The organism is Thauera carbonicopians (assembly GCF_025699485.1).
In the GTDB taxonomy this organism is placed as follows: Bacteria; Pseudomonadota; Gammaproteobacteria; order Burkholderiales; family Rhodocyclaceae; genus Thauera.
On record NZ_JANUXN010000004.1, the window covers coordinates 258240 to 285235 of the forward strand.

The 26996-nt window shown below is 62.5% G+C and carries 24 protein-coding genes; 19 read left to right on the top strand and 5 right to left on the bottom strand.

All coding sequences use genetic code 11. The features are described 5' to 3' along the window. Positions 1–52 precede the first annotated feature (52 nt). Complete coding sequence (locus NX068_RS08600) at positions 53–844, bottom strand: outer membrane lipoprotein-sorting protein (RefSeq protein WP_263460853.1); 792 nt, start codon at positions 842–844, stop codon at positions 53–55. Between the two features lie 57 nt (positions 845–901). Between NX068_RS08600 and NX068_RS08605 the strand changes: the two genes are divergently transcribed. Both NX068_RS08605 and NX068_RS08610 read left to right on the top strand, forming a co-directional pair. Continuing rightward, positions 902–1651, top strand: coding sequence for an ABC transporter ATP-binding protein (locus NX068_RS08605; RefSeq protein WP_263460854.1), 750 nt, complete (start codon positions 902–904; stop codon positions 1649–1651). Between the two features lie 8 nt (positions 1652–1659). Then, complete coding sequence (locus tag NX068_RS08610) at positions 1660–2985, top strand: DUF1302 family protein (protein ID WP_263460855.1); 1326 nt, start codon at positions 1660–1662, stop codon at positions 2983–2985. Here the strand turns inward: NX068_RS08610 and NX068_RS08615 are convergent. Further along, a complete protein-coding gene (locus NX068_RS08615) occupies positions 2958–3779 on the bottom strand; it encodes an N-acyl amino acid synthase FeeM domain-containing protein (RefSeq protein WP_263460856.1) in 822 nt (273 codons plus the stop codon). The genes NX068_RS08610 and NX068_RS08615 overlap by 28 nt on opposite strands. Positions 3780–4066: 287 nt before the next feature. On the opposite strand from NX068_RS08615, the gene NX068_RS08620 reads away from it, so the two are divergent. The 17 genes from NX068_RS08620 (at position 4067) to NX068_RS08700 (ending at position 24206) form a co-directional block, all read left to right on the top strand. After that, complete coding sequence (locus tag NX068_RS08620; protein WP_263460973.1) at positions 4067–4645, top strand: XrtA/PEP-CTERM system exopolysaccharide export protein; 579 nt, start codon at positions 4067–4069, stop codon at positions 4643–4645. Between the two features lie 79 nt (positions 4646–4724). Continuing rightward, complete coding sequence (locus tag NX068_RS08625; RefSeq protein ID WP_263460857.1) at positions 4725–6278, top strand: XrtA system polysaccharide chain length determinant; 1554 nt, start codon at positions 4725–4727, stop codon at positions 6276–6278. Positions 6279–6292: 14 nt separating this feature from the next. Then, on the top strand, positions 6293–7231 hold the full coding sequence (locus NX068_RS08630; RefSeq protein WP_263460858.1) for an XrtA-associated tyrosine autokinase: 939 nt from the start codon (positions 6293–6295) through the stop codon (positions 7229–7231). A gap of 7 nt (positions 7232–7238) precedes the next feature. After that, the gene (locus NX068_RS08635) at positions 7239–8732 is read left to right on the top strand and encodes a TIGR03016 family PEP-CTERM system-associated outer membrane protein (protein WP_263460859.1); all 1494 of its coding nucleotides are present in this window, start codon (positions 7239–7241) and stop codon (positions 8730–8732) included. A gap of 11 nt (positions 8733–8743) precedes the next feature. After that, positions 8744–9814, top strand: a complete 1071-nt coding sequence (locus NX068_RS08640; RefSeq protein WP_263460860.1) for an XrtA/PEP-CTERM system-associated ATPase — start codon at positions 8744–8746, stop codon at positions 9812–9814. Beyond that, positions 9811–10971 (top strand): non-hydrolyzing UDP-N-acetylglucosamine 2-epimerase, encoded by a 1161-nt coding sequence (wecB, locus tag NX068_RS08645; RefSeq protein WP_263460861.1) that lies wholly within the window; start codon positions 9811–9813, stop codon positions 10969–10971. The genes NX068_RS08640 and wecB overlap by 4 nt, the downstream gene beginning before the upstream one ends. A gap of 1 nt (position 10972) precedes the next feature. Then, a complete protein-coding gene (locus tag NX068_RS08650) occupies positions 10973–11812 on the top strand; it encodes an XrtA system polysaccharide deacetylase (protein ID WP_263460862.1) in 840 nt (279 codons plus the stop codon). Between the two features lie 25 nt (positions 11813–11837). Further along, positions 11838–12881 carry a FemAB family XrtA/PEP-CTERM system-associated protein gene (locus tag NX068_RS08655; protein WP_268740087.1) on the top strand — a complete coding sequence of 348 codons (1044 nt, stop codon included), beginning with the start codon at positions 11838–11840 and terminating at the stop codon, positions 12879–12881. An 11-nt stretch (positions 12882–12892) separates the two neighbouring features. Next, complete coding sequence (gene xrtA / locus NX068_RS08660) at positions 12893–14455, top strand: exosortase A (RefSeq protein ID WP_263460864.1); 1563 nt, start codon at positions 12893–12895, stop codon at positions 14453–14455. A 20-nt stretch (positions 14456–14475) separates the two neighbouring features. Then, positions 14476–15609 carry a TIGR03088 family PEP-CTERM/XrtA system glycosyltransferase gene (locus NX068_RS08665; protein WP_268740104.1) on the top strand — a complete coding sequence of 378 codons (1134 nt, stop codon included), beginning with the start codon at positions 14476–14478 and terminating at the stop codon, positions 15607–15609. A gap of 16 nt (positions 15610–15625) precedes the next feature. Then, complete coding sequence (locus NX068_RS08670; RefSeq protein WP_263460866.1) at positions 15626–17563, top strand: XrtA/PEP-CTERM system amidotransferase; 1938 nt, start codon at positions 15626–15628, stop codon at positions 17561–17563. A gap of 218 nt (positions 17564–17781) precedes the next feature. Then, complete coding sequence (locus NX068_RS08675; RefSeq protein WP_263460867.1) at positions 17782–18057, top strand: hypothetical protein; 276 nt, start codon at positions 17782–17784, stop codon at positions 18055–18057. 46 nt (positions 18058–18103) lie between these two features. Beyond that, on the top strand, positions 18104–19108 hold the full coding sequence (locus tag NX068_RS08680; protein WP_263460868.1) for an acyltransferase family protein: 1005 nt from the start codon (positions 18104–18106) through the stop codon (positions 19106–19108). Positions 19109–19281: 173 nt separating this feature from the next. Beyond that, positions 19282–20484: a TIGR04063 family PEP-CTERM/XrtA system glycosyltransferase gene (locus NX068_RS08685; protein WP_263460869.1), complete on the top strand. Its 1203-nt coding sequence runs from the start codon at positions 19282–19284 to the stop codon at positions 20482–20484. Next, on the top strand, positions 20481–21716 hold the full coding sequence (locus tag NX068_RS08690) for a TIGR03087 family PEP-CTERM/XrtA system glycosyltransferase (protein WP_263460870.1): 1236 nt from the start codon (positions 20481–20483) through the stop codon (positions 21714–21716). Before NX068_RS08685 ends, NX068_RS08690 begins: the two co-directional genes overlap by 4 nt. Before the next feature lie 11 nt (positions 21717–21727). Further along, positions 21728–22846 (top strand): glycosyltransferase family 4 protein, encoded by a 1119-nt coding sequence (locus NX068_RS08695; RefSeq protein ID WP_263460871.1) that lies wholly within the window; start codon positions 21728–21730, stop codon positions 22844–22846. A gap of 22 nt (positions 22847–22868) precedes the next feature. Beyond that, positions 22869–24206 (top strand): putative O-glycosylation ligase, exosortase A system-associated, encoded by a 1338-nt coding sequence (locus NX068_RS08700; RefSeq protein ID WP_263460872.1) that lies wholly within the window; start codon positions 22869–22871, stop codon positions 24204–24206. Here NX068_RS08700 and NX068_RS08705 read toward each other — a convergent pair. The 3 genes from NX068_RS08705 to NX068_RS08715 are packed head-to-tail and all read right to left on the bottom strand — an operon-like array spanning position 24186 to position 26983. Beyond that, positions 24186–25415 carry a carboxylate--amine ligase gene (locus tag NX068_RS08705; protein ID WP_263460873.1) on the bottom strand — a complete coding sequence of 410 codons (1230 nt, stop codon included), beginning with the start codon at positions 25413–25415 and terminating at the stop codon, positions 24186–24188. The two genes, NX068_RS08700 and NX068_RS08705, sit on opposite strands and share 21 nt — an antisense overlap. A gap of 15 nt (positions 25416–25430) precedes the next feature. Continuing rightward, positions 25431–26393, bottom strand: coding sequence for a polysaccharide deacetylase family protein (locus NX068_RS08710; RefSeq protein ID WP_263460874.1), 963 nt, complete (start codon positions 26391–26393; stop codon positions 25431–25433). Continuing rightward, positions 26390–26983, bottom strand: a complete 594-nt coding sequence (locus NX068_RS08715) for an arsenate-mycothiol transferase ArsC (RefSeq protein WP_263460875.1) — start codon at positions 26981–26983, stop codon at positions 26390–26392. Before NX068_RS08715 ends, NX068_RS08710 begins: the two co-directional genes overlap by 4 nt. Positions 26984–26996 lie beyond the last annotated feature (13 nt).

The window sequence follows — 26996 nt, forward strand, 5'->3', positions numbered from 1 at the left end:
CGTCATGAACCCTGGCTTGCCATCGGGATAGCTGCTCAGTACTTTGTCATCCTCATTGCTCGAGGCGGCGCAGGTATTCGCGTGTGAACATGCGTTCGGGCAGGTCGCGGATGTTCATCGTTTCGTAGGTGAGGACGGAGACTTCACCGCGCTTGAGCGCGTCTTCCATCACCAGGCGGGTGGGGCGCAGGCGGCCGGCCAGTTCCTTGAAGTCCTCGTAGAGGGCAGTCTTCAGCAGGCGCCCGGACAGGGCATAGAACTCGGCCTTCAGCGGGCGCTTGTCCTGCTCGGCGATCCAGTATTTGACCCTCGAATAGGTGACGCTGCGATCCACCGCGACGAGGTCGAGCACGATCGCCGCCTGCCCGTCCAGCGTTTCCTCGCCGATGATGCTGGGCGTGTAGTCGCCGGCGAAGTTGGCACGGGCCAGGTCGCCGTTGGCCACCTGGCCGGTGAGGCGCTGGGCCAGCGACAGGCGCACGGGCTGGGAGACGCTGGGCATGAAGATCCACAGGTCGCGGCCGCGCATCAGCAGCGCCTGGCCGCGCTCGGAGGCGGGCTCGGTGGTCAGCACGATGGTGTTGTCGTTGCCGCGCGACAGGATGCGGAACTTGCGCTGATCCGTCTGCTGACCGTCGCTCAGGTTGCGAATGGTGATTTCGGTCTGGAAACTTTCGCGCGGGAAGCGGATTTCGTCGGCGCGCCTGACCATTTCGATGGCTTCGGGCGTCGCTGCCGATTGCGCGTCCGAAGCCTGGGCATGCACCTGCATCCAGGCAGGCAGCAGCACGGCGCCGGCCAGCAGGCCGAGCACGCTGCGGCGCAATCGGCGTTCATGATTCATCGCGTGGCTCATGGATGCTATCCTCTTGGCGGTTTTCATCAATTCGTTACCATCCAGATGGCTATTGTTCGGGTCGAAAACGTCAGCAAGCACTATCGTCTGGGTGACCAGGACGTGAAGGCGCTGACCAATGTGTCGCTCGCGATCGAGCCCGGAGTCTTTCTGGCCATCGCCGGTCCGTCCGGCAGCGGCAAGTCTACACTGCTGAACATCATCGGTTGCATCGATACGCCGACTTCGGGACGCGTCATCATCGACGGCCATGACGTGTCGGGTAGGACGCCGGACCAGCTCGCCGACGTGCGGGCGCGAACCATCGGCTTCATCTTCCAGACCTTCAATCTGCTGCCGGTGCTGTCGGCAGCGGAAAACGTCGAATATCCCTTGTTGCAGCTCAAGGAGCTGTCGAAGGCTCAGCGACAGGAACGGGTCAAGCATTATCTCGAAGTCGTCGGCCTGACCAAGTACGCCTCGCACCGCCCCAACCAGCTGTCCGGCGGGCAGCGCCAGCGCGTGGCGATCGCGCGTGCGCTGGCGACGCATTCCAAGATCGTGCTTGCCGACGAGCCGACCGCCAACCTCGACAGCAAGACGGGGACGAGCATCCTGAAGCTGATGCGGCGGATCAATCGCGAATCGGGCACCACCTTCGTCTTCTCCACCCACGATCGAAAGGTCATGAACATGGCGGACCGCCTCGTGCGCATCGCGGACGGCGAAATCATCGCGCTGGGCATGCGTTCGGACGATCAGTGGGTGTTCGTTCAGGATCACGGCCTCAGGGGCGAAAACGAGCCTGAGATTTAGGAGCATTCATGTCTTTGATTCGCCGTACTGCACTGGCGCTCGCCTGTGCCTCTTTCATGCTTTCCGGGTTCGCGGCCGAGCAGACTGTGGAGGATGCCGAACTCGATGCCCTGCTGGATATCGGGACCGCCAGCGAAAGCGGTTCAGGCGTCCGCTTGTCGGGCTACGGCGAATTGGGTGCCGCCTATACCTATGCCGACGACGAGCGCTGGTCGCGGCTGCGCGCCCGGCTCGAGCTGGCCGCCAGCGGCAGGCTGGGGGAGCGGGCGCGCTGGAAGCTGTCCGCACGGACGGATGCCGACGGCGCTTTCGATCTCGAGGATGACTACTACCCGTCCGCCGTCCGCAGGGATCAGCGCCGTGATGCCATCCTGCGCGAAGCCTGGGTCGATTTCGGCGCGGGCGACTGGGAGTTCCGGCTCGGCCGCCAGCACATCATCTGGGGTGAGATGGTCGGCTTCTTCTTTGCCGACGTGGTGTCCGCCCGGGACATGCGCGATTTCCTGCTGCCCGAGCTGGAGGCCATGCGCATCGCCCAATGGGCTGCGAGGGCGGAGTACTTCGGCGGGGAGACACATTTCGAGATGATCTGGATTCCGAGTCCGAGCTACGACGATATCGGCAAGCCGGGTTCGGATTTCTACATGTACCCACGTCTGCCCGCCGGTGCCCGGGTAAAGGAACGGGAGCCCTCGGACAGCCTTTCGAACAGTAACTGGGGTCTGCGGGTTTCAAGGCTGATCGGCGGCTGGGACATCAGTGCGTTCTACTATCGCAGCAGCGACATCACGCCGACTCTGGGCCTGAACCCCGCCACGATGGGCCTCGAACTGACGCATGAGCGGATTCGCCAGATCGGTGGCACCTTCAGCAAGGACATGGGCAGTTTTGTCCTCAAGGGCGAAGCCGTACATACCAGCGGCCGCAGCCTGAGCACTTTCCTGGAAGGTGGGCGGATCGGTCTGGAGAAGACCGACATGCTCGACTATGCCTTTGGCGTGGATGTTCCGTACCGGGATGTGTGGCGTTTAAACCTGCAGTACTTCGCCCGCTGGCTCGACAGGCACGACGAGAGAATGGGGTTCGACCGCGAGGAGCGCGGTGTGACTTTCCAGGTCGTGCGCGAAATCGGCAGCACCGTCGAACTCGAGCTTCTGGCCGCGGCCAGCCTCAATCGCAGCGACTACATGCTGCGTCCCAAGCTGAGCTGGAAATTCGCACCCGAATGGCGTGCTACTGCGGGCATGGACATCTTCCACGGGCCGCAGCAGGGCATGTTCGGCCGCTTCGACGAGCGGGACCGCGTTTATATGGAAGTTCGACGCTGGTTCTGAATCGGGCCGGATGCCACCAGTGAGCGCTGCAGTGCTTCGAGCTCGGTGCGCTTCTGGAACATCCGGTAGAAGCTGCGGGAATCGTCATCGGAGCGGCCGGCATGCGTGTCGATCAGATGATCCAGCCGCTGCTGGCAGAGATGCATCAGCACTGCAGGGGCGCCGACCCGCGGGCAGATCTTCTCCGGGCCGACCATCTGATAGCCCAGCAGGCGCCGATAAAAGCCGGCGTGGCGTGGATGGACCTCGATGAACACGTCCGTGACCCGGTAGGTCAGGCGGGCGATGATGTACAGGATCTGCATCATGCCAGCCAGGGCTTCATGCGAACTGTGCTCGGGATCCATTGCCAAGCGTGTGATTTCGCACACTTGGCCGCCGTTTTTGCGTGCCGCGTCAATTTCGTCGCGATAAAGTGTGTCGGCTAGGAGACCTTTGCCCGCGTCAAGGCACAAAGTCAAAGTGGCGACGGCGTGGTCGCCCTTGCAGGCTGCGACCGTGATGTCCCGTTCGTCCAGGCTCTCGCCCTGGCCGTAGGGGAAAAGGCCGCGCGAGGAATACATCCGTTCGATTAGTCGGGCCGTGTTGCGTTTGAGTGCCTCCGTGCCGTTGGCGATGCGGAGTTCGTAACCGTCCCGGATCAGCCTGAAATCGGGGTTCAGGCGAAAGGAGTCGGCTGGGTGCTGTGATTTCCAGGTTGGTGCTGGATTCAGGCTGGCACCGGGAAAGAGGGCGAGTGCATGATGTGAGCGGGTCGCCAGATCAACGGCGCTGCGCTGAGAGGAAGCGTCCATGGGTAGTGCGATCCTTCGCGTTCGTTCGTTCGATTACGCCCTTGTCCTAGGTTGGCGCGTGTTTCGGTGTCGACTTGCTTCTTCAAAAACCACGGCACTCTAGCCAGCAGACGCTCACAGCAGTGTAAGGGATTGTGTGTATTTGTTCCTCGGAACATATTACACAGCTTTGTAGCATTTTGCTGAAGCTTGTCGTCGTATCATAACGGGCTATGAATCCTGGGAGGAACTAGAACATGATCCAGAAGTCTTCGAGTGTGCTCGCCTGGGTGTGGCGTGCTGTGTTCATGCTGGCTGCGGGAGCGTTGCTCTCCGCCTGCGCAAGCTCGTATCCGCCGGCGCCGGCTGCCGCTGCCGACTCGGAGTACAACTACATGATCGGGCCCGGCGATAACGTCAACATCGTCGTCTGGCGCAACCCCGAGCTGTCGATGTCGGTTCCTGTGCGGCCTGATGGCAAGATCACCACGCCGCTGGTCGAGGATCTGCCTGCAATGGGCAAGGATGCATCCACGCTGGCGCGAGACATCGAGCAGGAGCTCGCCAAGTTCATTCGCGATCCGGTGGTGACCGTGATCGTCACCGGTTTCGTCGGCCCCTACAGCGAGCAGATCCGGGTGATCGGCGAAGCGGCCGAGCCCAAGATCCTGCCTTACAACCAGAAGATGACGCTTCTCGACGTCATGATCGCGGTCGGCGGGATGACGGAGTTCGCCGACGGCAACAATGCGACCATCCTGCGTACCGCCGAAGGCAACAAACAGTACAGCGTCCGCATCCGTGACTTGGTCAAGCGCGGCGATGTCTCGGCAAACGTCGAGATGCGTCCGGGCGACGTCCTGATCATTCCGCAAAGCTGGTTCTGATTCGCCAGCCCGCCAACCTCCGGAGTCCGCTCGGCGCGCCTGCGCCCGGTGGCGGGCTTCGTGTCGATGAAGAAGTCTGATGGAAGAACTCGTAACACAAATCGTCGGTTACCTGCGCGGCATGTGGCGCTTTCGCTGGTGGGGGCTGGCATTCGCATGGGTCGTGGGGGTCACCGCGGGCGCCATTGTTTATTTCATGCCCGACAGGTACGAGTCGACAGCGCGTATCCACGTCGATACGCAGTCGGTGCTGAGGCCGCTGATGTCCGGCCTTGCCGTTCAGCCCAACATCGACCAGCAGATTGCCATGCTGAGCCGGACATTGATCAGCCGGCCCAACGTCGAAAAGCTGATCACGATGGCGGATCTGGATCTCGACGTGCGTACGCCCGAGCAGCGCGAGGCGCTGATCGGCAGGCTCATGAAGGATCTGCAGATCCGCTCTGCGGCTGCGGCCGGCACCAATCTCTTCACGCTCGCTTACTCGGATACCCGGCCGGAGCGCGCCCAGCGCGTCGTGCAGTCCCTGGTTTCGTTGTTCGTCGAATCAGGCCTGGGCGGCAAGCGCCAGGATTCCGATGCTGCGCGCCGCTTCATCGAAGAGCAGATCCGCAACTACGAGCAGAAGCTGGTCGAGGCCGAAAACCGCGTCAAGGAGTTCCGTCTGCGCAACATGACGTTGCTAGGTGATGGTGCCAGGGACTACGTCACGCAGATCGCCATGATGACCGGGCAGCTTCAGCAGGCCCAGCTCGAATTGCGCGAGGCGGAAAATGCGCGTGATGCGATGCAGCGCCAACTGGTGGGCGAGGAGCCCGTCCTGCTGCCGCAGACTCCGCCCAACTCGGCGGTCGCGATTCCGGAGATCGATGGCCGTATCGATGCCCTCAAGCGCAATCTCGATGATCTGCTCCAGCGCTACACCGAACAGCACCCCGACGTGATCGGAGCGCGCCGCGTCATCGAGGAGCTCGAAGGGCAGAAGCGCAAGCAGATCGAGGAAATGCGCGCCTTTGGAGGCGGTTCCCAGTTCGGAGCGCTGAATTCCAATCCGGTTTTCCAGCAGATGAAGCTGGCGCTGGCCGAGTCCGAATCTCGTGTCGCGTCGATGCGTGCGCGCGTCGGAGAGTACCAGGCAAGGCTGGATCAATTGCGCGAGCTCGCCAAGCGTGTTCCCGAGATCGAAGCCGAGATGGCACAGCTCAATCGCGACTACGCCGTGCACAAGACCAACTACGACAGCCTCGTGGCGCGGCGTGAGTCGGCCACGATCTCGGTCGAGATGGATGCCCAGGGTGGGGTCGCCGATTTCCGCGTCATCGATCCGCCCACCTTGCCCACTGCGCCTTCGGCGCCGAACCGTATCCTGCTACTGCCGCTGGCCGCGCTGGCCGGTCTGGCGGCAGGCTTCGCATTGACTTTCCTGATCAGCCAGCTGCGCCCCGCATTTGCCGATGGCCGCAGCCTGCGTGAAATCACCGGGCTTCCCATCCTGGGGACGGTATCGATGTTGCAGACCGTGGAACGCAGGAGCAAGCGGCGACGTGGTCTGGCGGCGTTCGGTGGGGGGGTCGTCGCCTATGCCGCGAGCTTTGCCGTTGCCGTCGCAGTACTGAACTTGATCCAGGGTTGAATGGAAACGACACGATGAGTCTTATCGAAAAAGCGGCACAACGCCTTGACCAGTTGAAGCAGGCCTCGGGCGAGTCCGCAGCCGAGTTGCCGGTTCAGCCCTCCACGGTCGACAAACCCGAGGCCGAAACGGCCGCCATCCGGTCGTCCGAGGTGCCCAAGGCAGCTGCCGGCCATGCATTCAGCCGCGTCGTGTCGCGGGTTGCGCAGATCGACCTGCAGCGCTTGCATACCCTCGGCCTGGTGACGCCCGATCATCCGCGCAGCAGCATCGCCGAAGAGTACCGGGTCATCAAGCGCCCCTTGCTGCGCAATGCGACGGCAAGCGGTGCGGCCAAGATCGACGACGGCAACCTGATCATGGTGACCAGCGCCCTGCCGGGCGAAGGCAAGACTTTCAATGCGGTCAATCTTGCCATCAGCATGGCGATGGAGCTCGATTACACGGTCCTGCTCGTCGATGCGGACGTGTCGCGCCCTTCGGTGCTCAGGCAGCTCGGACTGCCGCCGGAGAAGGGCCTGATGGACGTGCTGGCCGGGGACGTCACCGACCTCAGCGAAGTCCTGATGCGCACCAATATCGAAAAGCTCTCGATTCTGCCCGCGGGCATGCCGCATCAGCGTGCGACCGAGCTGCTTGCGTCCGATGCCATGACGCGCCTGCTTGAGCAGATGGCGAGCCGTTATCCGGACCGGATCATCGTGTTCGATTCGCCGCCTTTGCTGGTGACCACCGAATCGCGCGTGCTGGCGACGCACATGGGGCAGATCGTCGTGGTGGTGGAAGCCGAACGCACCACGCATGCCACGGTCAAGCAGGCGCTCTCCACCATCGAGAGCTGCCCCATCAAGCTGATGGTGCTGAACAAGTCCCGGGGGCAAGGGGCTGATTCGATCTATGGTTATGGCTATGGTTACGGGTATGGCGACGCACCGCGTGAGCAGGCGGCCTGAGATGCGTATGCGGATGACGCCTGCGCTATCGATACTTGCGCTTGCCATCTCCATGGCGGCGCCGGCGGCGGCGCAGACTGTGACCATCACTCCTCGTCTGGATACCCGTCTGACATGGACGGACAATGTCGATACCTCGGACGATGCCCAGCAGGACTGGATCGCCGAAATATCGCCAGGCATCGGTATATCCCGTGCATCAGGGCGTTTTCGCGGTTACCTGAATGTCAGCCTGCGCAACCTGGTTTATGCCCAGGAAACCGACAAGAACAAGACTTATCTGGCCTTCCGCGGCAACGGTGAATTCGAGGCCATCGAGGACGCGGTGTTCATCGCTCTGGCGGGCTCGATCAGCCGCACCGACACTTCGGCATTCAGCCGTCGCAGCGGCGACGATTCGCTCAGCGCGGACAAGGCCGACGAAACGCGCATGTGGTCGATCGCGCCGCGCTACCAGTTCAGGTTCGGTGACGCGGGCATGGGGCGCCTGGGCTACGAATCCCGCTGGCTGCAGGGCGGCAGTGGAACCTTGGCAGATACCCGGCAGGAACGCTGGACGGTGGCGGTATCCGACCCAAGCGCCTTGCGTCTTTTCGGCTGGGGGATCGACCTAGCGCACACAGACACGACCTTCGAGCAGGGTTCGGGCCGGGACGTCACCCAGGAAATCGGTCGCGCCACCTTGTTCGTCAACATCGATCCGCAATTCAGGCTGCGGCTGATCGGTGGCTATGAGTCCAACGACTACGACCTGGTGGGGGGAGAGGAAGGCTCCATCTGGGGGGCGGGTTTCGACTGGTATCCGACCGAGCGCACCAGTCTTTCCGCCACGGGCGAGGACCGGATGTTCGGCACCGGTTACAACGTCCAGCTTCGGCATCGCATGGCCCGGTCCACATGGAATTTCTCGGCCAGCCGCGACATCTCATCGACTCTCGATGAACTCGCGGGGGGCGAGGTGCTGGACCCCGTCTTCCAGAACATCTACTACCTGCTTGGCCTTGCCAATCCGGGCCTGTCCGAAGCCGAACTCATGCGGCAGGCGAGGGCTTTGTATGAACGTGTGGGCGGTGTCGGCATTCGTACCAATGCATACTTCCTGCAGCGTGCGATCGGTGCTGGTGTGTCCTTTACCGGCGCTCGCAACACCCTGTCGTTCTCCGTTCGGCGTGCCGAACGTGAGCGCTTGAATACCCTCTCAGGCTTTCTCGCTACCGACGATTTCGCCGAGTTCGAGTACACCGATACCCGTTCGGCCTCAGTCACGCTGCTGCATCAGCTGACGGGTACATCGAACCTGAACGGTTCGATCACCCGTTCCAACACTGAGGGGCGTGGGGTCAGTAATCGCGACGTCGATCGCCTGATCTTCAACATCGGCGTCACGCGCCAGCTCAGTCCGGACACGACGCTTGGTCTCAATTATCGTCACAACAAGACCACAGGCACGAACGACTATACCGAGAACTCCATCAGAGCCACTCTCGGGATGAGTTTCTGAGCAGATCGCAGATGTACGAATCATTCTTCAAGTTCAGGGGCAAGCCCTTCCAGCTCAACCCCGACCCGACCTTCTTCTACGGCAGTCGTGGGCACAAGCGTGCCATGGCCTACCTGGAGTACGGCCTGCACCAGAGCGAGGGCTTCATCGTCATCACCGGCGAGATCGGCGCGGGCAAGACCACCATCGTGCGCAGCCTACTCGAACAGCTCGACCCGGCGCAGGTCGTCGCGGCCAACCTCGTCAGTACGCAGATCGATGCCAGCGACATGCTGCGCATGGTCGCCGCGGCTTTTGGCGTGCCGGCCGGCAATCTGGACAAGGCCGGGCTGCTGCTTGCGCTCGAGACCTTCCTGGTGTCGGTTGCCGCAGCCGGCAAGCGTGCGCTGCTGATCGTCGACGAAGCGCAGAACCTGACGCCGGCAGCGGTCGAAGAGTTGCGCATGCTGTCCAACTTCCAGCTCGAAGATCACGCCCTGCTGCAGAGCTTTCTGATCGGCCAGCCCGAGTTCCGCGAAATCATGCAAAGCGGCCGGATGCAGCAACTGCGCCAGCGCGTGATTGCCTCGTATCATCTCGGACCGCTCGATTCGCAGGAGACCACAGGCTATATCGAGCATCGCCTCCGCCATGTCGGCTGGAGCGGCGACCCTATCTTCGAGCCCGGCGCCTACACCGCGATCTACGGCTATACGGGAGGCATTCCGCGCAAGATCAATACCTTGTGTGACAGGCTGCTGCTCGGCGCCTATCTGGCGGAGCGCCATACGGTCAGCGAAGCCGACGTGCGCGAAACCATCGACGAACTGAAAGAAGAGTTCGCCGCCTCGCGCCCGTCGGATGCCGCAACACCTGTGCAGCTGTCCCAGGGTCTTGCGATCGACCAGCTTGCGCTCGAGCGGCTGCAGGTATCGCCCGAACTCGTGAACCAGGTTGCGGAGATGGCCGCCAACACCGATATCCAGCGCATCGAGGCGCGCCTGACCAGCCTGGAGCATTCGGTGTCCGCCACTCTGAACGTACTCAATCAGCTATTGCAGGCGGTGCGCAACGATGCACCTGCCGAAGAGAAGGCCTCATGACCGTTTCTGCTTCATCCAGCGCGCCCGTCATCTGCGTCGTCGGCGCACGCCCCAACTACATGAAGGTGGCGCCGATCATTCGTGCCTTCGCCGCCCACCAGCCGCCGATTCCGACGCTGCTGGTGCACACCGGCCAGCACTACGATCCGGCGATGAAGGATCGCCTCTTCGCCGATCTCGATCTGCCCGAGCCGGACGTCAATCTGGCCGTCGGCTCGGGTTCGCATGCGGTGCAGACGGCCGAAGTCATGAAACGCTTCGAACCGGTCATCGATGAGCACGGTGCCCGGGCAGTGCTGGTGGTGGGCGACGTGAATTCGACGCTTGCCTGCGCGCTGGTGGCCAGCAAGCGCCATATTCCGGTGGTTCATGTCGAATCCGGCCTGCGCAGCAACGACCGCCGCATGCCGGAGGAAATCAACCGCATCCTGACCGACCAGCTCTCGGACATCCTCTACACCACCGAACGCAGCGCCCACGACAATCTCGTTCGCGAAGGCATCGCGGCCGAACGTGCGGTCTTCGTCGGCAACGTCATGATCGACAGCCTGCGCGCCAGCCTGCCCAAGGCGGTGCCGGCGGCCGATCTGCTTGCCGCGGCGGGCCTCGATGCCGGCCGGATTGCCGGCGGCTACGGCGTGGTCACCTTGCATCGACCGTCCAATGTGGACGATGCCGACTCCCTCGGCCCGATCATCGATGCGCTGAAGCAGGTCAGTGAATCACTGCCGCTGGTCTTCGCCCTGCATCCGCGCACCCGCAACAACCTCGAACGCTTCGGCATGCTCGAGCGGGTGGAGCAGGGCAACTTCCTGGTCCTGCCGCCGCAGGGCTATCTCGAAATGCTCGGCCTGATGTCCGGCGCCCGCTTGGTGCTGACCGATTCGGGCGGCATCCAGGAAGAGACCACCGCGCTCGGTGTGCCCTGCGTCACGATTCGCGAGAATACCGAACGCCCGATCACGGTCGAGCAGGGTACGAATACGCTTGTCGGCATCGACCCGGAAGCCATCATCGCTGCCGCACGCGAAGTACTGGGTACGGGCGGCAAGGCAGGCCGCATTCCTGAATTCTGGGATGGGCATACTGCGGAGCGCATCGCTGCCCATCTGCACGGCTGGCTGGCGGCGGCCGAAGCTCACGCAACGAAGGTCTGACATGAACGATCGCATCACCAACGCCTTTACCTGCGACGTCGAGGACTATTTCCAGGTTTCCGCGCTGGCGCCGCACTTCCCGCGCGAAGGCTGGGATGCCGTACCCTGCCGCGTCGAACGCAACGTCGATCGCATCCTCGAGATGCTCGATGGCCATGGTGCGCGTGGCACCTTCTTCACGCTCGGCTGGATTGCCGAGCGCTTCCCGCAACTGGTCCGGCGCATTGCCGACAACGGCCACGAAGTGGCCAGCCACGGCTACAGCCACGAGCGCGCCAGCGCGATGACGCCCGAAGCGTTTTCCGCCGACATCCGCCTGGCCAAGGCGGTGCTGGAAGACATCACCGGCCAGTTCGTCTCCGGCTACCGTGCGCCGAGCTTTTCGATCGGCACCGGCAATCTGTGGGCACACGACTGCATCGCCGAGGCCGGCTACGCATACAGCTCCAGCGTCTACCCGGTCAAGCACGACCATTACGGCATTCCCGACGCGCCGCGCTTTCCGTGGCGGCTCGCCAATGGTCTGGTGGAAGTGCCGGTCACCACGGTGCGCGCCTTCGGCCGCAACTGGCCGGCAGGCGGCGGCGGCTTCTTCCGCCTGCTGCCGTATTCGCTGTCGCGCTGGCAGATCGCGCGCGTCAATGCCGATGACAGGCGCCCGGCGATCTTCTATTTCCATCCGTGGGAAATCGACCCCGAGCAGCCGCGCGTGCAGGAAGCCAGTGCCAAGACGCGCTTCCGCCACTACGTGAATCTGGAGCGCACCGCCGCGCGCCTCGACCGCCTGTTGTCCGATTTTGCCTGGGGGCGTGCGGATGAGGTTTTCCGCGACGCAGCCTGAACGGCTGGCAGGACAAGTGTATCGCATGCCCATCAAGATCAAACCGCTTTCACCTGAGCACGCCGTGCGCTGGGACGCCTTCGTGCGCGCCTGCCCGCAGGCGACCTTCTTCCACCTGTCGGCGTGGCAGGACATCGTGCGCACGGTGTTCCGTCATCGAACCTTCTTCCTGTTTGCCGAGCGCGACGGCGACATCATCGCCGTGCTGCCGCTGGCCGAAGTCAAGAGCCGGCTCTTCGGCCACGCCCTGACTTCGCTGCCGTTCTGCGTGTACGGCGGCATCGCCGCGGCCGAGGATGCGGGCGACGAGGCGGTCGCCCTGCTCGAGCAGGAGGCTGACGCCCTCGCCCGCAAACTCGGCGTGCAGCATCTGGAATACCGCAATCTCGACCGTATTCGCCACGAGGACTGGCCGCGCCAGGATCTCTACGTGACTTTTCGCAAGGAAATCCTGCCCGAGGTCGAAGCCAACATGCTCGCGATTCCGCGCAAGCAGCGGGCCATGGTGCGCAAGGGCATCAAGAACGGACTCGTCAGCCAGATCGATGCAGACGTCGAGCGCTTCTTTGCGCTGTACTCCGACAACGTGCTGCGCCACGGCACGCCGGCATTGCCGAAGAAGTTCTTCCAGCGCCTGAAGGCCACGTTCGGCGACGATTGCGAAGTGCTCACCGTCACCGATGCCGGCGGTCGGCCGCTTTCCAGCGTGCTCAGCTTCTACTTCCGCGACGAGGTGCTGCCCTATTACGCCGGCGACGATGTCGCCGCGCGCGAACTCGCTGGCAACGACTTCAAGTACTGGGAATTGATGCGTCGCGCTTGTGAGCGCGGCTGCAAGGTGTTCGACTACGGTCGCAGCAAGATCGGCACCGGCCCGTACAGTTTCAAGAAGAACTGGGGGTTCGAGCCTCAGCCGCTGTCATACGAGTACCGTCTGTACAAGCGTGACGGCGTGCCGCAGAACAATCCGATGAACCCCAAGTACCGTGCCTTCATCGCCTTGTGGAAGCGTCTGCCGCTGGGGATGGCGAACGCCATCGGCCCGCACATCGTGCGCAACCTGGGGTAAAGGTTCTTTTCATGCAGTCTCGAAACGAAGTGCTTGCATCGCACAACCAGGTCGACCGCGCCGGAATCGGAGGGCAATTCTGGCTTGTTGCAGGACTGATGCTGGCGACGTTTGCCTGGGTGGTCGGCTGGTACTTCAAGACGGCAGCAGACATGGCGGCCATTTGGTGGAAATCGGATACTTTTGCACATGGACTGGTGGTGCTGCCGATCTTCGCCTGGCTTGTCTGGCAGAAGCGTGAACTTGTTGTACGCAACATGCCGGAGCCTGCTGTCTCGTTGATCGGGGCTATGTTCGTGATTGGCCTGGCATGGCTCATCGGGGAAGTCGTAAGTGTTGCCGCGGTTTCTCATGTGGCGCTCGTCTCCATGCTGGTTGCGGCATTCGTTGCCGTGCTTGGCTGGCGCTTGTCCCGAGTGCTGTTGTTTCCTCTGCTGTTCCTGTTCTTTGGTGTGCCAGTTGGCGAGTTTCTGCTTCCGGTACTGATGGCTCACACGGCCGACTTTACTGTAATAGCCTTGCGTGCGACCGGCGTACCGGTCTATCAGGAAGGCTTGCACTTCATCGTTCCCAACGGACGCTGGTCGGTGGTCGAGGCATGCAGTGGCTTGCGCTATCTCATTGCTTCGTTGATGGTCGGTTCGCTCTATGCGTACATCAACTACGTGAGTCTCAAGCGGCGGCTCATGTTCATGCTGGTGGCGCTTGCAGTGCCGATTGTCGCCAACTGGATACGTGCCTACATCACAGTCATGGTGGGATACCACTTTGGTAGTGAATTCGTTGAAGGTTTCATCCACATAGTCTATGGCTGGGTGTTCTTTGGCATTGTCATTTTCCTCATGTTCCTGATCGGGGCCCGCTGGAGGGAAGAGCAGCCAGAGGTCTTGGCTGTGGTTGGAGCCGGAGAGCCTGATCGGGCCATGACCGCCAAATCCAGGTGGTGGCCGTTGGCACCTCTTGCCGTCTGTGTTGCTATATTCCCGCTGATCGCAGCTTCGCTGAATGCACCGATCGAACCCTTTACTGTTGGCCTTCAAGTTCCACCTGCAGCAGGTAACTGGCAGGCCGTCGAGGAGAGGACGACGCATGATTTCCGGCCGAGCTTCCATGGGCATCGTGGCGACATCTTCCAGACTTATCGGCGTGATGATGGCGCCGAGCTTGGGCTCTATTTCGCATATTATGCGGAGCAACGTGACGGTTATGAACTCGTCATGTTCGGCAATAGCTTGAATGGCCAGCAGGAGTCAGGTTGGGTGAGAACCGCCAGTGCCAATGCAAAGCTGTCCATTGGTGAGGTTCGCCACGCAGGGTTGCGTCGTGGTAACGATGTCCTGAGTCTCTGGAGCTGGTACTGGATTAATGACCGGATCGTCGCCAACGATTATTTTGCCAAGATCTTCTTGGCCATCGATCGACTGACGGGGAGGAAGGACGATTCCGCGGTGATCGTCATCACGGTCAAGAATGAGGCTGGGGCAGGCGATACGAGGGAGATGATCGAGGATTTCCTTGCACACCACTGGACTGCCCTGCAGGCGCAACTGCGTGACGTCGAGGAGCGAAGGTGAGCGTTCAGCAGGTTCTGCTCATGCATGTGGTCTACCGTTTCAGTGTCGGTGGCCTTGAAAATGGGGTGGTGAACCTGATCAATCACATGCCTGAATCGCGTTTCAGGCATTGCGTCGTTGCGCTGACCGAATGCGATCCGGGCTTCACGCATCGGGTACATGCTCCCGGTGTCGAGTTTATCTCTCTGAACAAGCCGCCTGGTCATGGGATCAAGCTGTATCCGCGTCTGTTCCGGCTGTTCCGCCAGTACCGGCCGGCAATCGTCCATACGCGCAACCTCGCCGCATTGGAAGCAGCGGTACCGGCCTGGGCGGCTGGTGTGCGGGCACGTGTGCATGGCGAACACGGCTGGGATGTGTCCGATCCTGGTGGCACGCTGCGCAAGAATCAGCGCATTCGCCGCGCCTACAGTCCTTTCGTCAAACACTATGTCGCCCTCTCAGGGCATATCGAGCGCTATCTGGTGGAGCGCGTCGGTGTGGTGGCGGAGCGCGTCGAGCGCATCTGCAACGGTGTGGATACGGTTCGCTTTCATCCCGCACCCGGGGGCGCACGCATTCCGCTCGAGGGCAGCCCCTTCGGTACCGGGGAGGTGCTCGTCGTCGGCACTGTCGGCCGTCTGCAGGTCGTCAAGGACCAGCTCAACCTCGTCCGCGCCTTTGCCATTGCGCGCCGGGACGGGGGCGAGGCTGCGGCGCGCCTGCGGCTCGTCATTGCCGGAGACGGCCCGCTCAGGTCCGCGATCGAGGACGAAATCAGGCAGCAAGGCCTGGCCGACGTCGTATGGATGGCGGGCGAACGCAAGGACGTGCCCGATGTGATGCGCAGCCTGGACATCTTCGCTCTGCCATCCAGGGCGGAAGGCATTTCCAACACCATCCTCGAGGCAATGGCCAGTGGTCTGCCAGTGGTGGCGACCGATGTGGGCGGCAATGGCGAACTGGTCGAGACGGAGCGCACAGGCCTTCTGGTTCCGGCGGAGGAACCGGTCACGATGGCCGAGGCGCTGATGTGCTACGCTTCGAATGCTGCGCTGCGGAATTCACATGGACTGGCCAGCCGCCTGCGGGCGGAGCAGAGCTTCAGCCTCGATGGCATGGTGGCGCGCTATACCGAACTTTACGAACGTTTGTTGCAGCGGCGTTCTCACTGAGCAAGGATGACTGAGCATGTGCGGCATTGCCGGCCTTTTCGACACGCGCGGCAAGCGCGACTTCGACCGTGAATTGATGCGGCGCATGAATGATATTCAGCACCATCGCGGGCCGGACGAAGGAGGCTACCACTTCGAGCCCGGTGTCGCGCTGGCGCATCGCCGGCTGTCCATCATCGACCTTGCCACCGGCCAGCAGCCGCTGTTCAACGACGACGGCTCGGTCGCCATCGTCTTCAACGGCGAGATCTACAACTTCCAGGAACTCGTGCCTGAGCTCGAGGCGCTGGGCTATGTGTTCCGCACCCGCAGCGACACCGAAGTCATCGTTCATGCCTGGCAGGCCTGGGGCGAGGACTGCGTCCAGCGGCTGCGCGGCATGTTCGCTTTCGCGATTCACGACCGCAAGCGCGACACGTTGTTCATGGCGCGCGACCGCCTGGCGGTCAAGCCGATGTTCTACGCGCTGCTGGACGATGGCACGCTGGCCTTCGGCTCGGAGCTGAAGGTGCTGATGCAGCACCCCGGGCTGGACCGCCGCATCGATCCGCTGGCGGTGGAGGAATATTTCGCGCTGGGCTACGTGGCCGAACCACGTACCATCTTCCTCGGCGCGAAGAAACTGGGGTCGGGCGAATCGCTGTGCATCCGTCGCGGCCAGCCGGTGTCTGAACCGAAGCAGTACTGGGATGTGCGCTTCACGCTCGACAATCCGCTGTCGCTTGGCGATGCTACTGCCGAGCTCACCGAGCGCCTGCGCGAATCCGTGCGCCTGCGCATGATCTCCGAAGTGCCGCTGGGCGCCTTCCTGTCCGGCGGAGTGGATTCCAGCGCCGTCGTCGCCACCATGGCGGGCTTGTCGGATGAACCGGTCAATACCTGCTCGATCGGCTTCGACGATCCGAAGTTCAATGAATCTGAATTCGCGCAGATGGTCGCGGGCCGCTACCGCACCAATCATTTTGTCGAGATCGTGAAGTCCGACGACTTCGACCTCATCGACACCCTGGCCGCGCTCTACGACGAGCCCTACGCCGACAGTTCGGCGATCCCCACCTACCGCGTGTGCCAGCTTGCGCGCAAGAAGGTCACGGTGGCGCTGTCGGGCGACGGCGGCGACGAAAGTTTCGGCGGCTACCGGCGCTATCGTTCGCACCTGATGGAGGAGCGTCTGCGTGCGGCGTTCCCGCAAGCCGTCCGGCAGCCGCTCTTCGGCATGCTGGGCCGCGTCTATCCCAAGGCCGACTGGGCGCCACGCGTGTTCCGCGCCAAGACCACGTTCCAGGCCATGGCGCGCGATTCCGTCGAAGCCTATTTCCACAGCGTGTCGATTTTGCGCGGCGAGATGCGCAGCAAGCTGTTCAGTACCGATTTCCATCGCAAGCTCGGTGGCTACGATGCGCTCGACGTGTTCCGCCGCCATGCGGCCAAGGCCGACACCGACGATGCACTGGCGCTGATCCAGTACCTGGATCTCAAGACCTATCTGGTCGGCGACATCAACACCAAGGTCGACCGCGCCAGCATGGCGCATTCGCTGGAAGTACGCGAGCCGCTGATGGACCACAAGCTGGTCGAATGGCTCGCCACCTTGCCGTCCTCGCTGAAGATCCAGGGCAACGAAGGGAAGTACCTGTTCAAGAAGGCAATGGAGCCGTTGCTGCCCGATGACGTCCTCTACAGGCGGAAGATGGGCTTTGCCGTGCCGCTCGCGCGCTGGTTCCGCGGCCCGCTCAAGCAGCGCGTGCAAGAGGCCGTACTGGGTGAAACGCTGGCTGCAACAGGCATGTTCAACCGCGATTACCTGCAGCATCTGGTCGATGCTCATCAGTCGGGCGCGCGCGATTACAGCGCACCTTTGTGGAGTCTGCTGATGTTCGAGGCTTTCATGCGGAACCTGCATCGTGACGACGTGCTGCCGACGAGCGAACCGGCCCTAGCCGCAGTGGTTTGATTTGACCGGATTCATACATGGGGCGGAAAGATTTGGGTGGGGCGACTGATCACCGCTGAGCATGTCTGCTCGCCACCCACCAAGCCCTTTCTCGAATTTTTCCGAGACCATCCGATGCGTATCCTCCACATCCTCGATCATTTCATTCCACTGCATAGCGCTTACACCCTTCATATTGCGGCCATCCTGCGCGAGCAGTGGGCGTTAGGCACTAAAACATGTCGGCCATGCATTCACCAACAGTGAAGGACTTCGGAGCGACATCGTGGTGCAGAATTACGGTGATTGCTAACCTGATGGACGTCCAAGGCTTTCATCTCTCGGAAGGCGCAGACCCTGATCTACGCTTGCTGCTGATCGGCCGAAATCCGCAGGATAACAATCTCAAGGCTGAAGCACAGCAGCCCGATGTCGCCGATAAGGTGATATTTGCCGGTCACGCGTCGCCGGCCGTACCTTCGCCGAGAATGTGCGCTATTGGAAGAAGCGCGTGACCAACAACTACGTATCGATATATGAAGAAAGCTTGAAGGTTATGTCATGACGAAATCTTCTGCTCATCTTGTTCATCTGCATAACTTTCGTGGGTTTGCTATTGCTTTGATCATCGCAACTCATTGTTTGAGCGGTTTCGATTGGTCTGCAAGTCCCTTGATGGAGAGCGTTCTTAAGCGTTTGGTCGCAAATGGAACGATTTTGTTTTTATTTATTGCGGGATTCTTGTTTCAGCATCTCTCGGATCGATATCAGGTATCTGATTACCTGTTGAAGAAAGCGCGTTACGTAGTTTTACCGTACATCATAGTGTCCCTACCGGCTCTGATTGTGTTTACAGTGGTGATGCCGCGGCCGGATATGCCGAGCTATTTTTATGATTTTCAGCCTTGGGAAAAGGTGGGGTTTTTTCTAGTAACGGGAAGTCATCTGGCTCCTTTCTGGTTTATTCCGACAATCATTCTTTTTTATCTGGCTTCGCCTGCGCTTCATTGGCTCGATCGGCAAGGCTGGTTCTATTATTTGCTTCCCTTGGCATTGCTTATTCCTGTGTTTGTTTCAAGAGGGTATCTGGATCCGCTGAAATCCTTTGTTCACTTTATCCCGGTGTGGATGCTCGGTATGGCCTGCAGTCGCTACCGGGAGGTGGCGGCGAAATGGCTCAAATATTTACTTTGGCCATTGATGGTTGTGTTTGCAATATTGTTTGCATGTGAAATGGCTTTTGCAAAGGGTACCCACAGTTGGTATAGCAGCATCGGTAAAATAGTGCTTACGCTGTGCTTGTATGAAATGTTCAGACGTTGGGGAGAGAGAGGGGCGAAGTGGTTCGGGCTGGCTGGAACTCTGAGCTTCGGTCTCTTCTTTTTACATTCTTATGTAATATCATCGGCGAAGCTGTTGATTGAGCGGTTCTCAGGTGGCCTTCCGACGGGCTCCTTGGTCGGTTATTTTCTGGCAAGCATCTCTGCAATGGTTCTAAGCATATTTGTGGTTCAGGTGGTTCGCTTCGTTCTTCCGGGGCAGAGCCGGCAGTGGATCGGGGTCTGATGTCATGTTTTCCTGCTCTGATATTCTTTATCTGAGATGCGCTGTTTCGCCTGTTGCTGTATTTCAACAGCCTGTGTTGGGCTTGCACACCTGTGCCGTCGGTAGGGGCGGGCTGGGTGCTGTCGAGCACCTTGTCACAGTCCCACAGAATAAATGCTGATAGCTTCCCCTTCATGCGCATCCTTCATATCCTCGATCACTCCATTCCGCTGCACAGCGGCTACACCTTCCGCACTGCGGCCATCCTGCGCGAGCAGCGGGCACTGGGTTGGGAGACGTTTCATCTGACTTCGCCCAAGCAGGGCGCGACCGCAGCTGAGGTCGAAGACGTGGACGGGCTGCGTTTCTACCGCAGCAGCGTTCCTGAAGCCGGGCCGGCAGGCATCAACGAACTGCGATTGATCCGCGCCACCGAAACCCGGCTGGAGCAGCTCGCGCGCGAACTCAAACCGAATGTGCTGCACGCCCATTCGCCGGTGCTCAATGCCATTCCGGCGATCCGGGTTGGCAGGCGGCTGGGTATTCCGGTGGTGTATGAGATTCGTGCCTTCTGGGAAGACGCCGCCGTCGATCACGGCACGACCCTCGAAGGCAGCCTGCGCTACCGTGCCACGCGGGCGCTGGAAAGCTGGGCGCTCAAGCGCGTCGATCATGCTTTCACCATCTGCGAAGGCCTGCGGGCCGACATCGTGGCGCGCGGCAATCCGGCAAGCAAGGTCACCGTGATTCCCAACGCGGTCGATGTCGAAGGCTTCCAGCTCTCCGGCGAAGCCGACCCCGAGCTGCGCCGCCAACTCGGCCTGGAAGGTTGCACCACGGTGGGCTTCGTCGGCTCCTTCTATGCCTACGAAGGCCTTGACCTGCTGCTCGATGCTTTCCCCGCGTTGCTGCAGAAGCGCCCTGATCTGCGCCTGCTGCTGGTCGGCGGGGGGCCGCAGGACGCCAATCTCAAGGCTCAGGCACAGCAGCTCGGTGTCGCTGACAAGGTGGTATTCACCGGTCGCGTGCCGCACAGCGAGGTCAGCCGCTACTACGATCAGATCGATCTGCTGGCTTATCCGCGTCATTCGATGCGCCTGACCGAACTGGTCACGCCGCTCAAGCCGCTGGAGGCGATGGCACAGGGCCGCTTGTTCGTGGCTTCCGATGTCGGTGGCCACAAGGAACTGATCAGCGATGGCGAGACCGGCAAGCTGTTCAAGGCGGGTTCTGCCGATGCCCTGGCCGCGGGGATCGACGACATGCTTGCCCATCGCGAACGCTGGCCCGGGATGCGTACCGCAGGCCGTGCTTTCGTCGAGAATGTGCGCAACTGGAAGAACAGCGTGGCCAACTACGTACCGGTCTATCGTCGACTCGCCCGGGGGCAGGGATGAGTGACGTGCGCCCGCCCATTCTCTATCTGGTACACCGCATCCCCTATCCGCCGAACAAGGGCGACAAGGTGCGCTCCTTCAATATCCTGCGCCAGCTCGCGCAGCGGCACCGGGTCTTCCTCGGCACCTTCGTCGATCATCCCGATGACCGCGTGCATGTCGAGCGGCTTAAGGAATGGTGCGAGGATGTCTGCGCCATCGAGCTGAACCCGCGCTGGAAGCGCATCGCGAGCCTGCCTGCGCTGCTCGGCAGTGAGGCATTGAGCCTGCCCTATTATCGGGATGCGCGTCTCGCCGAGTGGGTGCGCGCCACCGTGAACCGCGAGCGCATCGCCCGGGCGGTCACCTTCTCGGGGCCGATGGCACAGTACCTCAAGCCGCTGCGGCTCGAGCGCACGGTGGTCGATTTCTGCGACGTCGATTCCGCCAAATGGACCCAATATGCGGCCGAGCGTCCCTGGCCCTTGTCCTGGCTCTACCGGCGCGAGGGGGCACGGCTGCTCGCCTTCGAGCGCGCCGCCGCGCGCCGGGCCGACCGCAGTCTGTTCGTCACCGAAGCCGAGGCTGCGCTGTTCCGGCGCGCGGCCCCGGAAGCTGGGGACAGGGTTCGCGTGATGCAGAACGGGGTCGATTCCAGCTATTTTTCGCCCGATGTCGGCTTTGCCTCACCCTATCCGCCCGGTGGACCGGTGCTGTTGTTTACCGGGGCAATGGATTACTGGCCGAACATCGACGCGGTGAGCTGGTTCGCCAAGGAGATCCTGCCCCTGGCGCGCTCCCGGATCGGTGAGGTCCGCTTCTGGATCGTCGGCATGAACCCGGCGCCGGCGGTACTCGAACTGGCGGGCGAGGCGGTCACCGTCACCGGCACTGTTCCGGACGTGCGTCCCTACCTGGCCCACGCCGATGTCGTGGTGGCGCCGCTGCGCATCGCGCGCGGTATCCAGAACAAGGTGCTCGAGGCGATGGCGATGGCACGCCCGGTGGTGCTGTCTGCAGCACCTGCGGTGGGGCTCGCCGCGGAGGACGGCTGGGACTGCGTGGTGGCCGAGGACGCAGAGGCATTCGCCGAAGGCGTGGTCGGCCTGCTGGCCGACGCCAGCGGGCGGCAGGACATGGGGCGTGCGGCGCGCGAATGCGTACTGAAGCACTACAGCTGGCAGGCCCATCTCGGCCTGCTCGACGAAGTCCTCGCCGAGGGAGCGGCTGCGGCTGCCGGAGGGGCGGCATGACGCAGCCCAGGATGTCTGAAGTTTCCTCGTCCATGGCCGCAGGCGAAGCCATGCCCACGGTGTGTGTCGTTGGGCCGCTGCCGCCGCCGTCCGGAGGCATGGCAAACCAGTGCGAACAGCTCGTTCGCCTGCTCCGCGGTGATGGGCTCGAGGTCGAACTCGTGCGCCACAATCCGCCCTATCGGCCGCAGTGGGTCGGCCGTGTCCCAGTGCTGCGTGCGCTTTTCCGCCTCCTTCCCTACCTGTGGCAGCTATGGGCGGCGGCGGGGCGGGTCGAGGTCATGCACATCCTCGCCAATTCCGGCTGGGCCTGGCATCTTTTCGCCGCGCCCGCAGCCTGGATCGGCCGTGCCCGGGGCGCCGGCGTGATCATCAACTACCGGGGCGGCAATGCCGACCGCTTCTTTGCCAATGCACCGCGTCACGTCCTGGCCACGCTTGCCCGGGCGGATGCGCGGGTCACGCCCTCGGGCTTCCTGCAGCGCGTTTTCGCCCGCTACGGGCTCGAGGCGACGATCGTCCCGAACATCGTCGACCTGTCCCGCTTTCATCTGCGCGAGCGCCCGCCCTTCGGCGATGCGCCCCACCTGATCGTCACCCGCAACCTCGAGCCGATCTACGACATTCCGACCGCGATCCGGGCCTTTGCCATCGTTCGCGAAGCCTTTCCCGGCGCCCGCCTCACGGTCGCCGGCAGCGGGCCGGAGCTGGCGCGGCTGCAGGCCCTGGTGGCGGAACTCGGCCTCGCGTCCAGCGTCGATTTCTGCGGCCGGGTGGATAATGCCGACATTCCCTCCCTTTACGATGCGGCCGACTGCATGCTCAACCCGAGTACCGTCGACAACATGCCGATCTCGATTCTGGAGGCTTTCGCCAGCGGCGTGCCGGTCGTCAGCACCGACGCCGGGGGCATTCCTGACGTGGTCGAGCGGGGTGTGTCCGGCCTGCTGGTGCCTGTGGCCGATGTCGAGGCCATGGGCCGGGCGGCAGTCGATGTATTGCGCGATCCCGCACTCGCCGGCCGGCTGCGCGCAGCCGGAAGGGAGGCGACCGGCGCTTACGCATGGCCTGCCGTACGCGAGCAGTGGCTTCGTCTTTACCGCGCGGTTGCACGCCGCGGCCGCGGCTGAATCGATTCGAGGATGAGTTCGAATGCGTGACCTGATCCTGCTGATGATCGTCGTTCCGGGGGGGCTGCTGGCGCTCCGGCATCCCTTCGTCGGCGCCATGATGTGGACCTGGTTCAGCATCATGAACCCGCACCGTTTGTCCTGGGGTTTCATGTTCAATGCGCCGGTGGCGATGTTCATCGCCGTCTGCACCCTGGTCGGGCTGTTTGCGTCGAAGGAGAAGCGCAACCCTTTCATCGGAGCTCCGGTGACCTGGCTGGTGATCCTGATCGGCTGGATGTGCATCACCACGGTGTTCGCCTTCGATACTGCGGCGAGCCTGGGCATGCTCGAGAAGGTGCTGAAGATCGATCTGATGGTCCTTGTCACCCTGATGCTGGTCCGGACCAAGCGGGAAATGATGGTGTTTGCGTGGGTGCTCGCGCTCTCGGTGGCTTTTTTCGGCGTCAAGGGCGGCATCTTCACCTTGTCTACCGGTGGGGCGTTCCATGTGCGCGGGCCTTCGGGGTCTTACATCGAGGAGAACAACTCGCTGGCGGTGGCGCTGATCATGACCTTGCCCTTGCTCCGCTTCCTCCAGACCACGCTGCACAAGGCCTGGCACAAGCACGCGATGACGGTCGCGATGGTGCTCTGCGGGGTGTCGATTCTGGGCTCGCAATCGCGTGGCGCTTTGCTTGGGGTCAGCGCGATGCTGATGCTGCTCTGGTGGCGGGGCAAAAACAAATTCGCTACGGCGGTCGTCATGCTGTTGTGCGGAGTGGTCTTCTTGTCCTTCATGCCCGACACCTGGTGGGATCGTATGGGCACCCTCCGGACCTACGAGGAGGATCGTTCGGCGATGGGACGCCTCAACGCCTGGTGGATGGCGTTCAACATTGCCAAGGAGAATTTCTTCGGCGGCGGTTTCAGCATCTACAACCAGTTCGTCTATGGTTTGTATGCACCCGATCCGACGATGATCGTGTCGGCCCACAGCATCTACTTCCACATCCTCGGCGAGCATGGTTTCGTGGGCCTGATCATCTACCTCTGCCTGTGGCTGTCCACCTGGAGGACCGCTGGCTGGTTGCGCAAGCATGGCCGCGCGCAAGCCGAAACCGAATGGTGCGTACAGCTCGGCTCGATGATTCAGGTGTCCCTGGTTGGTTTCGCCATCGGCGGTGCCTTTCTCAGCCTCGCCTATTTCGACTTGCCCTACAACCTGCTGGCGCTCGCCGTGGCGGCGCGGGTGTGGGTGGCGAGCAAGGGGTGGCAGAGTGAACCCACCGTTGTGCCCGAGCGGCGTATTTTCGGCATCCCGCTCTTTCTCGGCGATCGTCTCGTCACACCGCAGGGCTCAAGACTTGGACAGGCGTAGCGCGTAGTTGCGCATATCGGCGAGAAAGGGGCCGGGATCGCGCCGATCCCAGAGGTAGTAGCAAGTGTTCGGACGGAGGAAGTCGCGGGCGAAGCGCCACAGCTCCCGTCCCGGCTGGATGTCGAAGAAAGGGTCGCGGATCCTGCCGGGCTGGAAGAGGAGGCGCACCAGGCGCTTCACTTCGGTCGATACCATGCGGCAGCGCAAGGTCTCGCGCAGCGGCGGCAGCGCCGGTGTGCGGCCGAGTCCCTGGAGGTGGTAGGCGAGGCTGGCGAAGCTGGCACCGGCCTGCACCGCGAGCGGAAAGCTGCCCCAGAAGCGGCCGTTGATCTCCATCAGCGCCGCCTCGCCGGTGGCTTCATCCAGGCGGTACTCCACCATGGCGCAACCTTCCCAGCCGATCGCCCGCAGGAGGGCGATCGAGCGCTCCTGCAGCGCCTGATGCTGCGACAGCGGCACCACGTCGCAGACGCTGGAGAAGCCGCCCTCCGGCGGCCATTCGGCGATGCGCAGGTGCTGGAAGCGGCGGACCACCTGACCCTCGTGCATGAAGAAGAACTGGCCGAGACCGCGCCCCGGGCAGTATTCCTGGATCAGCGGCCAGATCCCGGCAACGGCGAAGCGCTCGCCGATCCGGCGCAGGCTCGGCGCATCGGTAGCATATTCGAGCTTCTGCAAAGCGAGGCCATGCTCGCGCAGGCGGGGCATGGCGGCAATCGGGTCTGCCCACTTCACCACCACCGGATAGTTCAGTTCCGCGCAGGCTGCCTCCCATTCCTCCAGGCTTTCGGCAGCGCGGGTGCGGGGCACGCGGATCCCCACGCTTTCTGCCAGCGCCAGGGTCCGGGCCTTGTCGAGCACGCGGGCGAAAGTGTCAGGCTGTGGGGCGATCACCTTGACGGGGCCGAAGGTGTCGCGGTGCGTCATGAGCCACTGCAGGTCGGTCTCCGAAATGCCCAGCAGGATGGCGCCGCCGTATTCCTCGCCAAGTGCGCGGATGCACTGGACGAGGGCATCGTTGCGGGCCGGCCCGACCACCACGCCGCGCTCGAGGTGGCGCGAAGCGAGCCCGATCGAGCGCTCGCGGCTGGCGAGGCCGATGACGCGAACGCCCGCCCGGGCCAGTTCGCGGATCACGCCGACGCCGATCTGGGTTTCGATGCCGAGTACGAAGCAGGGCGGATCGTTCGTTATGGATGTTTCGCTCATCAGTGTTCTTGTCTGTCAGATCGGCAGCCGCCGGGCCGCCTGTCCGGCAAGGCGGCGAAGGGTGGCGAGCCGTCCTGCCTCGGCAAGGGGCGCATTCGCCGGCGCCTTGCCGAAGGCCGGCACCGACCGGAGCCCGGCAGTCGGGAAATCGTCCCGGTTCGCGCCGAGGAACCGGCATAGCCTTTCGAAGCGGCCTGCGACGATGCGGTCCGGCTGGCTTGCACCGGCGCGCAGCATCTCGAAGTTGTGGGACAAGATCGTGAAGCAGGGGTGGCCGTGTTCGGCCGAGCGTTCGATTGCTTGACAAAGCTCGGCAACGCCGCAGGCACCCACCTGGGCATGGCGCAGCCGTCCCCTGCCATCGCGAAAGATGCTCATCGGCAGCAGTTGCAGCCCGTCCCGCTCATACGGGAAGTAGAAATCCCCTTCCGTGCGAACATCCTGGCCGGAATAGGCATAGAGCATGTTGAGGCTCGAATCCACACCGAGGCCGCATGCTTTTACCGCAGCCAGCGTGTCGGCGTTGGCCGCGAAGCTGCCGGCCCGAAAAGCGGTGATCTCCGGGTTTCCCGCTGCGGCAAGCAGGGCCAGGCCACGGCGCATCAACTCGGTCTGCTCTTCGCGCGAATAATGGATCAGGTGCTGGCGCTTGAAGGGTTTGTCGGGGAAGACCGGCGGGCTGATCTCGTCGGTCCATTCAGGGTGCAGATGCATCTGCACCTCCTGGCCCGCATCGCGAATCAAGGCGGTGACTTCCGCGAGATGCTCGACACCAAAGCGCGCGGCGAAGAGCGGCTCGACGAAGAACACGCCCTGCAGGCCATGGCGGTTGAGAATCTCCAGGGTCTTCGGCAGTGCGTAATCGCCGGCCGGTGAACGACCGTAGACGTAACGCCGGAAGGCGCTGGGAAAGCGTTCATCGAGCGCATTCCAGTCGTTGCACCAGATCTCGATATCGAAGGTCAGGAACACATTCATCGCGGGATGCTCGGGCTGCCGGCCCGTTCGAGCTCGGACACCAGATTGACCACGGCGGAGCGGATCACGCTGAAGCAGCTGCGGTAGTATTCGCGCGAGAGCTTTTCCGGGTCGTGGATATGGTAGCGGATGGGGCGCGCCCAGTGACCGAGCAGGGCGATCTGCCCGGGCGGAATGCCGCGGCTCACCAGGCGGTGTGCATGACGCAGCTCCATCACCAGCAGCAGATCGTCCTCTCGCGGCTCGTACTTGCTGATGTCGGTGGCGGTGTGCTGCTCGAGCGACAGCCCGAACTCGCGCGCAACGTCCTGCGCCATGTTGGTGGCGGGGGCACCGGTGGTCGTTGACAGGCCGATCGAGATGCATTCGGCCGCTTCGTGCGCAGCGACCACGTGCGCAAACGCACTGCGGTTGATGTTGCCGAGGCAGACGAAGACGAGTCGGCCGACCCCTGTAGGCGTGATGCGGCGGAAGCGCTCGTTCGGACCGATGACGCCCTCGGCCTGGCCCAGCAGATAGCGCACCCACCCTCGATGCGTGCCGTGATTGGCATCGATCAGGTTCTTCAGGCGTACGAACTGCGGGCTCACCGGCCGCTCTCCG